The organism is Phycicoccus elongatus Lp2, assembly GCF_000367525.1.
Taxonomy (GTDB): Bacteria; Actinomycetota; Actinomycetes; order Actinomycetales; family Dermatophilaceae; genus Phycicoccus_A; species Phycicoccus_A elongatus.
Genome location: NZ_HF570956.1, coordinates 2,536,534 through 2,544,146, shown reverse-complemented (window position 1 = coordinate 2,544,146; position 7,613 = coordinate 2,536,534). Strand labels below are relative to the sequence as shown.

Genomic DNA, 7,613 nt, shown 5'->3' with positions numbered 1-7,613 from the left:
ACCACAGGTATACCTGTGGTCCGCTGCGAGTTGTGTTCCCGGGGGTGAGCGGTGCGCCCCGGAGGTGAGCGGTGCGCCCCGGGGGTGAGCGGTGCCCCGGGGGCGAATGGGACACCGGGGCGAGCGGGACACCGGGGAGGGCGTGTCGGGGAATGACCGGGACGCGCACACGGCGTACCCCTTGCTTGCGGCGATCAGATGCGGTGGGGTGGGGATATGCCGCAGACCGTCAAAGCCGTCATCGCCCGCGCCAAGGGCGCCCCCGTCGAGCTCGTTGACATCGTCGTCCCCGATCCCGGTCCGGGTGAGGCGGTCGTCAAAGTCGAAGCGTGCGGGGTGTGCCACACCGACCTGCACTACCGCGAGGGCGGCATCAACGACGACTTCCCCTTCCTCCTGGGCCACGAGGCCGCGGGGATCGTCGAGGCGGTGGGTGAGGGTGTCACCGACGTCGCGCCGGGCGACTTCGTCATCCTCAACTGGCGTGCGGTCTGCGGGAACTGCCGAGCCTGCAACAAGGGCAAGCCGTGGTACTGCTTCGCCACCCACAACGCGACCCAGAAGATGACCCTCACCGACGGCACCGAGCTGTCGCCGGCGCTCGGGATCGGCGCCTTCGCCGAGAAGACCCTCGTCGCCGCCGGCCAGTGCACCAAGGTCGACCCGGACGCCGAGGCTGCCGCCGTCGGGCTCCTCGGGTGTGGCGTCATGGCCGGCTTCGGCGCGGCCGTGAACACCGGTGGTGTCGGCCTGGGCGACTCGCTCGCCGTCATCGGCTGCGGCGGCGTCGGCAACGCCGCCATTCAGGGTGGCAAGGTCGCCGGCGCGACGACGATCATCGCGGTCGACGTCGACGACCGGAAGCTCGAGCAGGCCAAGAAGTTCGGCGCCACCCACACGATCAACTCCAAGACCGAGGACGCCGTGGAGAAGATCCGCGAATACACCGGCGGCTTCGGCGCCGACGTCGTCGTCGAGGCGGTCGGCCGCCCGGAGACCTACGAGCAGGCCTTCTTTGCCCGCGACCTCGCCGGCACCGTTGTCCTCGTGGGCGTCCCGACCCCCGACAAGGAGATCACCCTGCCGCTCATCGAGATCTTCGGCCGCGGTGGCGCGCTGAAGTCGAGCTGGTACGGCGACTGCCTTCCCTCGCGCGACTTCCCGATGCTCGTCGACCTCTACAAGCAGGGCCGCTTCGACCTCGGCGCCTTCGTCACCGAGAAGATCGGCATCGGTGACGTCGAGGCCGCCTTCGCCAAGATGCACGACGGAGATGTGCTCCGCTCCGTCGTCGTCCTGGACTGACCCCCACTCACGAAGAGGTATGCCGCATGGCCCACTCCCATCCCATCCTCCCCATCTCGCCGGGTGGCGTCCGCATCGAACGCGTCGTGACCTCCGGGGTTTTCGAGCTCGACGGCGGCTCGTGGGAGGTTGACAACAACGTCTGGGTCATCGGTGACGACAACGAGTGTTTCGTCATCGATGCCGCGCACGAACCCGTGACGATCCTGTCGGTCGTCGGCGACCGGCACGTCCTGGGAATCCTCTGCACCCATGGCCACAACGACCACATCAACGCCGTGCCGGAACTGGTGTCGCACACCGGTGCCGCGGCATACCTCCACCCGGCGGACCGGGTGCTGTGGGACCAGACACAGGAGGCCGCCCCCGACGCGGAGCTGGCAGACGGTCAGACCTTTGCCGTGGGCGATGTCGAGTTGCGGGTGCTCCACACGCCGGGTCACGCACCGGGTGCGTGCTGTTTCCACGTGCCGGCTCTTGATGTGCTCTTCTCCGGCGACACCCTCTTCAACGGCGGTCCGGGGGCCACGGGGCGGTCCTTCTCGGACTTCCCGACGATCATCGACTCGATCCGCGATGACCTCCTGACCTTGCACGACCACACGATCGTGCTCACGGGCCATGGCGACGCCACCTCCATCGGCGCGGAGAAGCCGCACGTGCAGGAGTGGCTCGACCGCGGTCACTGACGCTGCGTCAGATCCCCTGCTGGGTGGGGGTGATCGCCGGCGCCCCAGATCTCCCTGACATACCTCCCCCGGCGGTGACGAGCAGGTGAGCGACCGCTCCGGACAGGACGCCGATCGATGGGTCAGGCGGCCGGGAAGATCCGGGTCCGCCAGTGAGACGGGGGGTCCTCGCCGACCCGACCGTCGATGTCCTCACGGATCAGGTCTGCGTGCCCGGTGTGCCGCCCATACTCCTCGATCAGGCCGCACAGCACCGCACGCAGACTGGGCTGCCACTCGGGTCGGCCCATGTCCACGCGCTGGTCGAGGTCACCGGCCACCAAGACCTTGGCGATCGCCGATCGGGAGCGCTCGACCGCCTCGTCGTAGAGGTCGTAGAGCACCTCGGGCGAGTCAGTGGCCGCCGTCCTGAACTCCCAGTCCTCCGACTCGTCGTGGCCGAGTTCGCCCCACACGGCGGGGTAACCCTCGCCCGCGAACAGGTTGGTGAAGTAGTGGTCCTCGACGATCGCCAGGTGCTTGAGCAGGCCACCGAGGGTCAGCGCGGACGCGCCCACGCGGTGCGCCAGCGCCGGCGCGTCGAGGCCATCGGCCTTCCAGCGGAAGGTCGCGCGCATCCGCTCGATCGACGCCAGGACCTGCTCGGTGTCGGTGCCGTGCTTCGGCGGCTCCCAGGGCGGTGTGGACTCGCTCATCGCTCGGGGTCCTCCCCTGCCTCGGCGCCCTCAGGAGCCTGCGCCACGCCGCCCGGTGCACTGAAGTCGACCTCGTCGGCCGCCACCACCTGGCCCTTGGCGTCCGCCGTCCGCGTGAACGACCAGTAGAGGTTGGTGTAGGCGATCGCGTCCTCGACGCCGATGGGCGATCCCCACTCGCGCATGTCCTCGGTCGTGTGACCATCGGAGACCAGCGTCATGTCGTAGCCACGCGTGAGCCCACCGTGCAGGGTCGAGCGAATGCACGCATCGGTCTGCGCGCCGCACACGATGAGGCTGCCGATCCCGCCCTCGCCCAGGCGATCCTCGAGGTCGGTCGCCTCGAAGGAATCCCCGAACTGCTTGTCGACGATCGGCTCGCCGTCGGCCGGACTGAGCTCGTCCACCAGGGCCCACCCGTCGGAGCCCCGCGGCATCCCTCCGTCGTTGTGCTGAACCCACACGACCGGTGTGCCCGCCTCCCTCGCCCGATCGACGAGGCCAGCGATCCGGCCGACCACCTCGTCGCGGTTGGGGGCCGGGGCGACCACATCCTTCTGGACGTCGACGACGAGCAGAGCGGTCTTGGGACGGTCGGTGCGTGCCATGGCTGGCCTCCTGGAGCCTCGTCGATCGGTGGTCACCACGCTAGGGGAGTGCACCGACAGCCCGGGGGTCTGCGCGTCACGCCATGGTCCCCACCTCACGCCGGTGGATCCCACCTCACGCCCATGCCGGATGCCGGCGAGTCGCCGCAGCGACGATGAACCACCCGAGCCAGCCGACAGCGGTGAAGATCCAGAACGCCCCCGCGCCGAATCGGTCCACCTGGGCGGCACTCCCGTGCAGCCACACGACGGCGCTGTTGAGCAGACCATGCCCCCATACGGCCGGCCAGACCGTGCCGATTCGGTCCCGCAGCGCGCTGAGCGCGAAGGACCCCGCCGCGATGTTCAGCGTTGCCGCGACGGCTTCCGCTCCCGGCATCGCGTCGGAGGCCCAGGAGTGCCACATCAGCGGCACGTGGAACGCGGTGAAGGCGCCTGACACGGCGGCCGCGGACCGCCAGAAGCCCCACTGGTGCGTGACCGATTGGAGATACCCACGCCAGCCGAGTTCCTCACCGAGCGCCGTCAGCGAGGCCATGACGGCGGCCATGGGCACCAGCGGGAGGGCCGCCTTCGCCGCGGGGCCGGGACCCCACGGTGCCCAGTCGAGCGCGGTCGCCAGAACCAGTTGGGTGATCGGCACGATCAGCACGACCAGGGTGGAGAGTGCCACCCCCGCGGTGAGGGACCGGAGCGAGGTTCGCACCGCGAGGAGGTCGCGCAGCCGCCCACTGGATTGCCCCACGGCCCGATGAGCACGATGCGCGACCACGACGACGAGGAGCGGGATCAGGTGGACGAGCGGGATGGCCGCCGTCAGCGAGTCCTCGGTCATGTCTCCACCCTCCCGGTGGCGCTCGCGGCGGCATACCGGGGAGGACCCTGAGGGAGCCCGGTGGTGACCCTGAGCCGCCGGTAACCTTGTCCGGTGACCCTCAGACTCCAGGACTCGCTCACCGGCGAGCAGCGCGACTTCGTCCCTGTGACCCCGGGCAAGGTCGGCATCTACATCTGCGGGCTCACCACTCAGGCGCCGCCGCACCTCGGGCACGTCCGCTTCGCCGTCGCCTTCGACGTGCTGCGGCGCTGGCTGACGCGCGGGCACGGCTACGACGTCACCCTCATCCGCAATGTCACCGACATCGACGACAAGATCCTCGCCAAGTCCGCCGAGAGTGGAGAGCCTTGGTATGCCGTGAGCTACCGCAACGAGGTCGAGACCGCCAAGGCGTTGGCGGACCTCGGGGTGCTCCCTCCGACCTACGAGCCGCGGGCGACCGGCCACATCCCCGAGATGGTCGCCTTGATGGAGACGATCATCGAAAAGGGCCATGCCTATCCGGCGGCCGACGGCAGCGGTGACGTCTACTTCGACGTGCGCTCGTGGCCGACCTACGGCGCCCTGACCAAGCAGAAGATCGACGACATGACCGCGGCCGAGGACGCCGACCCGCGAGGCAAGCGTGACCCACGCGACTTCGCCTTGTGGAAGGGGCACAAGGTCGACGAACCGGCCACGGCGTCCTGGCCGACGCCCTTCGGGCCGGGTCGACCGGGTTGGCACCTGGAGTGCTCGGCAATGGCCCGCAAGTACCTGGGCGACACCTTCGACATCCATGGTGGTGGCGTCGACCTCCGCTTCCCCCACCACGAGAACGAATTGGCCCAATCCACCTCTGCCGGACTCGGTTTCGCCAACTACTGGCTCCACAACGGCTGGGTCACCATGGGCGGCGAGAAGATGAGCAAGTCGCTCGGCAACAGCCTGCGGGTCTCGACCGTCCTCGCCGAGCACCGCCCGGTCGTCGTCCGCTACTACCTCACCGCCGCGCACTACCGCTCGATGATCGAGTACCAGGAGACTTCGCTCGCCGAGGCGGCCGCGGCCGTCGAACGCATCGAGGGTTTCCTCCATCGCGCACTCCCCGACCTCACGACAGCCCTCCCGACGGGGGAGGAGGAGCTGCCCGAGGACTTCACCGAGTCCCTCGACGACGACCTCGGCGTCTCAGGCGCCCTCGCCGTCATCCACGAGACGGTCCGCGCCGGCAACACCGCGCTCGACGAGGGCGACATCGAGGATGCCGCGGGGCTGGCTCGCGTCGTCGTCGCCATGACCGACGTCCTCGGGATCAACCCGCTCGATCCCGTGTGGGGGGCTGCCGACCCCGGCAACGCCGACGCGATGACCGCGCTCGATGCGCTGGTCCAGGAGCGCATCCACGCGCGCACCAAGGCGCGCGCTGCTCGCGACTACGCGACCGCGGACGCCATTCGCGACGAACTGACCGCGGCGGGAATTGCCGTGGAGGACACGGCCGCTGGTGCCCGTTGGTCCCTGAACCGAAAGAGTGAGAACTGATGACCGGCAACTCCCAGCGCCGCGGCGCGGTCCGCAAGACCGGCTCCAAGAAGGGCGCCACGGTCGGCTCGGGCGGCCAGCGCCGCCGAGGGCTCGAGGGCAAGGGGCCCACGCCCAAGGCCAGCGACCGCCCCAACCACAAGGCGCACAAGTTCGCCAAGGCCGCCGCCAAGTCCGGCTCGTCCCGGCCGCAGCGCCCCCAGCGACGCACCAAGGCCTCCAGCGAGATGGTCGCCGGGCGCAACTCGGTGCTCGAAGCACTGCGTGCCGACATCCCGGTGGCGACGATGTATGTCGCCGGCCGGATCGACGCCGACGACCGCGTGAGGGAAGCCCTCAAGATCGCCGGGGAACGCGGCATACCCATCCTGGAAACGCCTCGAGGCGAGCTCGACCGACTCACGGACGACGCCGTGCACCAAGGTCTCGCGATCCAGGTGCCGCCCTATGAGTACGCGCACCCGAGTGATTTCGTGGACCCGCAGACCCCGGGCATTCCGCTCGTCGTCGCCCTCGACGGCATCACCGACCCGCGCAACCTCGGCGCCATCATCCGGTCCGTCGCTGCTTTCGGGGGACACGGTGTGGTCGTGCCGGCGCGTCGATCGGTCGGCATGACGGCCTCGGCGTGGAAGACGAGCGCCGGTGCGGCAGCACGCATTCCGGTCGCGCAGGTGAGCAATCTCAACCAGGCGCTCAAGGATTTCAAGAAGGCCGGGTTCTTCGTCATCGGTCTCGACATGGACGGCGACGTCGAGTTGCCCGACCTCGAATTGGCCTCGGAGCCGCTCGTCATCGTCGTGGGGTCCGAGGGCAAGGGGCTCTCCAAGCTCGTCGGTGAGAACTGCGACCAGATCGTCTCGGTCCCGATGAGTTCGGCGGTCGAGTCGCTCAATGCGGGCATTGCTGCCGGTGTCACGCTCTACGAGGTGGCGCGCCGGCGTCGCTGAGGGCACTCCCGCGGGAAGTCCGCCCCGCGAGAAATCTGGAGGCCGTGCATGCTCCGGCCCCGCGTGTGTGCAAGGATCGTGCCCGCCGGTTGAGAGCCGGTGCAGGGGGACCATCCGAAGCCCCGCTGAGACTCAGGAGGGACACATGTCTGAATACGGCTCGACGCCGCCGCCCCCGCCGCCTGGTGGCGGTGGCTACTCTGCCCCGCCGCCCATGGGTGGCGGTCCGACGGGCGCTGCCCCGCCGAACAACCTGGTGCTGGCCATCCTTGGCCTGCTCTGCTGCTGGCCGATCGGCATCCCCGCCGTCGTCTTCGCCGCGCAGGTCAACGGCAAGTGGGCCTCGGGTGATCACGCGGGCGCGGTCGACGCGTCCGCCAAGGCCAAGAAGTTCGCCATCATCGCCCTCGTGCTCGGCATCATCGCCACGGTCCTTTACATCATCTTGATGGTGGCCGGCGTCGTCAGCACCAACAGCACGTCGACGGGCATGTGACCCAGTTCCACGCGACATCGGCGCCCCCGGACCCCGCCGTGGGTCGGGGGCGCCGATTGTTTCTGCCCGCGGCGTCCCTCGTGGGCGCGGCCGTCTTTGCGTTGTCCACCCACATGGTCAATCCGGAGATTCCCGGGCGGTGGCCGACGTGCCCGTGGCTGCTGCTGACCGGTACGTACTGTCCTGGGTGCGGCACCCTGCGCGCCACGCACGCGCTCACCGAGGGTGACCTACCGCTTGCGTTGCACCGCAACCCTTTCGCCGTCATCACGTATGCCGTGTTGGCCGTGGCGTTCGCCCGTTGGGTGATGAGGCTGTGGAAGGGCGAGCCGCGCCGCCTCATCGCGCCGGCCTGGAGCCTCTACGCCCTCTTCTGGGCGATCATGGCCTTCTGGGTGCTGCGCAATGTGCCCGGGTTCGGGTTCCTCGGCCCGGGCACCTGACCGCCCCCCGACAGATCTCGCAGCGGACCACAGGTATAGGTGTGTCGCTGTGCGAGGTGTGTTCC

9 protein-coding genes are annotated in these 7,613 nt (G+C 69.3%); 6 read left to right on the top strand and 3 right to left on the bottom strand.

Annotation, left to right across the window (positions count from 1 at the left end; genetic code table 11):
- Positions 1-216: 216 nt before the first annotated feature.
- Positions 217-1,305 (top strand): S-(hydroxymethyl)mycothiol dehydrogenase, encoded by a 1,089-nt coding sequence (locus BN10_RS12245; protein ID WP_010851569.1) that lies wholly within the window; start codon positions 217-219, stop codon positions 1,303-1,305.
- Between the two features lie 26 nt (positions 1,306-1,331).
- Positions 1,332-1,994 (top strand): MBL fold metallo-hydrolase, encoded by a 663-nt coding sequence (locus tag BN10_RS12240; protein ID WP_010851568.1) that lies wholly within the window; start codon positions 1,332-1,334, stop codon positions 1,992-1,994.
- Positions 1,995-2,116: 122 nt separating this feature from the next.
- Here the strand turns inward: BN10_RS12240 and BN10_RS12235 are convergent, their stop codons facing one another.
- The 3 genes from BN10_RS12235 to BN10_RS15820 all read right to left on the bottom strand — a co-directional run bounded on the left by BN10_RS12235 (position 2,117) and on the right by BN10_RS15820 (position 4,132).
- A complete protein-coding gene (locus BN10_RS12235; RefSeq protein WP_010851567.1) occupies positions 2,117-2,689 on the bottom strand; it encodes a mycothiol transferase in 573 nt (190 codons plus the stop codon).
- Positions 2,686-3,297: a cysteine hydrolase family protein gene (locus BN10_RS12230; RefSeq protein WP_010851566.1), complete on the bottom strand. Its 612-nt coding sequence runs from the start codon at positions 3,295-3,297 to the stop codon at positions 2,686-2,688. Before BN10_RS12230 ends, BN10_RS12235 begins: the two co-directional genes overlap by 4 nt.
- Before the next feature lie 115 nt (positions 3,298-3,412).
- Positions 3,413-4,132: a CPBP family intramembrane glutamic endopeptidase gene (locus BN10_RS15820; RefSeq protein ID WP_010851565.1), complete on the bottom strand. Its 720-nt coding sequence runs from the start codon at positions 4,130-4,132 to the stop codon at positions 3,413-3,415.
- 93 nt (positions 4,133-4,225) lie between these two features.
- Here BN10_RS15820 and cysS point away from each other — a divergent pair, with 93 nt between their 5' ends.
- The 4 genes from cysS (at position 4,226) to BN10_RS12205 (ending at position 7,548) form a co-directional block, all read left to right on the top strand.
- Positions 4,226-5,659 (top strand): cysteine--tRNA ligase, encoded by a 1,434-nt coding sequence (gene cysS, locus BN10_RS12220; RefSeq protein WP_010851564.1) that lies wholly within the window; start codon positions 4,226-4,228, stop codon positions 5,657-5,659.
- The gene (rlmB, locus tag BN10_RS12215; protein WP_010851563.1) at positions 5,659-6,609 is read left to right on the top strand and encodes a 23S rRNA (guanosine(2251)-2'-O)-methyltransferase RlmB; all 951 of its coding nucleotides are present in this window, start codon (positions 5,659-5,661) and stop codon (positions 6,607-6,609) included. The genes cysS and rlmB overlap by 1 nt, the downstream gene beginning before the upstream one ends.
- A 145-nt stretch (positions 6,610-6,754) precedes the next feature.
- The gene (locus BN10_RS12210; protein ID WP_010851562.1) at positions 6,755-7,105 is read left to right on the top strand and encodes a CD225/dispanin family protein; all 351 of its coding nucleotides are present in this window, start codon (positions 6,755-6,757) and stop codon (positions 7,103-7,105) included.
- The gene (locus BN10_RS12205) at positions 7,102-7,548 is read left to right on the top strand and encodes a DUF2752 domain-containing protein (protein ID WP_010851561.1); all 447 of its coding nucleotides are present in this window, start codon (positions 7,102-7,104) and stop codon (positions 7,546-7,548) included. Before BN10_RS12210 ends, BN10_RS12205 begins: the two co-directional genes overlap by 4 nt.
- Positions 7,549-7,613: the final 65 nt, after the last annotated feature.